This is a genomic window from Mesorhizobium sp. M0601 (genome assembly GCF_040320845.1).
In the GTDB taxonomy this organism is placed as follows: Bacteria; Pseudomonadota; Alphaproteobacteria; order Rhizobiales; family Rhizobiaceae; genus Mesorhizobium.
In genome coordinates this window covers 1-1,398 of sequence record NZ_JAMYQK010000110.1, presented here as the reverse complement: position 1 = coordinate 1,398, position 1,398 = coordinate 1, and the positions used below count along the sequence as shown (strand labels likewise).

The following is a 1,398-nucleotide window of genomic DNA, read 5'->3' as shown; positions in this document are numbered from 1 at the left end:
CCGTCCGAAGGCCGCCATGCGGGAGTTCAGCAGGATCTGCCCGATGGCATTCTTCGCCGCCGGGCTCTGTTCGCGAGTGTATGCCTGCGAAAGATACCGGATATAGTCTGGAGGATGGTAATAGGAAATGTACTGAAGGGCGTCGGCGACGCTCCTTGTGATGTCTTCACCGGCAATGGTGCGTGTCCTTTTGTTCACCAAGCTCTTACCCGAATGACCCAAGCCCGTTGACCAGTTTCAGGCTTTGGAAGTTCCGCAGGCCCTGCTCGCCACCTTCATAACCATAACCGCTCTGCTTGACGCCTCCATACGGCGCATCTGCGGAAACCCCTTTCAGGTAATTTACACTGACAGCTCCAGCCGAAACACCGCCGATCAGCGCTCGTTTCGCATCGGCGGCGCCAGTGAAGAAGTAGGCGGCCAGGCCATACTCGGTGGCATTGGCTTCTTCGATAGCCTCCTCGATCGTGTCGAACGGCGCCACAGTCAGGATCGGCCCGAACGGCTCGTCATGAAGCACTTTCGCATCCTTGGGCACCCCTGTCAGGATGGTTGGCGGCCAATAGAAACCCGGCTGGTCGAGGCGGGCGCCACCGGTCTCGATGCGGGCGCCGCGCTCCACCGCGTCCTTGACCAGATGCTGCATGGCCTCGATTCGCCGCGCGTTTGCCATCGGTCCCATCTCCGTCGTAGGGTCGTCGGGTGGACCGACCTTGATTTTGCGGGCGACTTCGGTCATTCGGGATAGAAACTCCTCATAGAGTGGCCGGGCGACGAGGATTCTGCTGGGTGCATTGCAACTCTGGCCCGCGCACTCGAACTTGTATTCCGAAATTGCCGGGACGGCTTTAGCGAGATCCGCATCCTCGCATACAACGACGCGGGAGTGTCCACCGAGTTCAAGGACACACCGCTGCAAGTTGTTCGCGGCGAGCTTGGCCAGGTGTTTTCCAACAGCGGTGGAGCCAGTAAAGGTCAAGACTTTCACAATTGGCGAGCCGAGCAGACGTTCAGAAATCTGCGCCGGCACGCCGAAGACAAGATTAACCACGCCGTCCGGGATACCCGCCTGGCGCAACGCTTCAACAATGTGGATGGCAGCACTCGGTGTCTCTTCTGCCCCTTTGAGGATTACAGGACAGCCTGCCGCCAATGCGGGGGCAAGCTTGCGAGCGATAAGCACTGCGGGATAGTTCCACGGCGTGAAGGCAGCGACCACACCGAGCGGCTCAGGGACGATCATTCGGTTCAGGCCATGTGGAACTGGGGCCGACAGCTCTTCGGCGTGTGTGCCGTACTACTCCAGCGTTTCCACTGCGCGCGCGTACTCGCCTGTTGCTTCGGCAATCGTTTTCCCCTGTTCCCTCGACAAATCCTTCGCTGCGTCTCCCACCTTCG

The 1,398-nt window shown here is 59.7% G+C and carries 1 protein-coding gene and 1 pseudogene; both read right to left on the bottom strand.

The window, feature by feature from the left end:
* Window positions 1-198: fumarate hydratase (locus NKI41_RS33045; RefSeq protein ID WP_352687238.1), on the bottom strand; the 198-nt coding region annotated here is incomplete at its 3' end.
* A 7-nt stretch (window positions 199-205) separates the two neighbouring features.
* A pseudogene (locus NKI41_RS33040) lies at window positions 206-1,398 on the bottom strand (aldehyde dehydrogenase family protein); the annotation flags it as partial.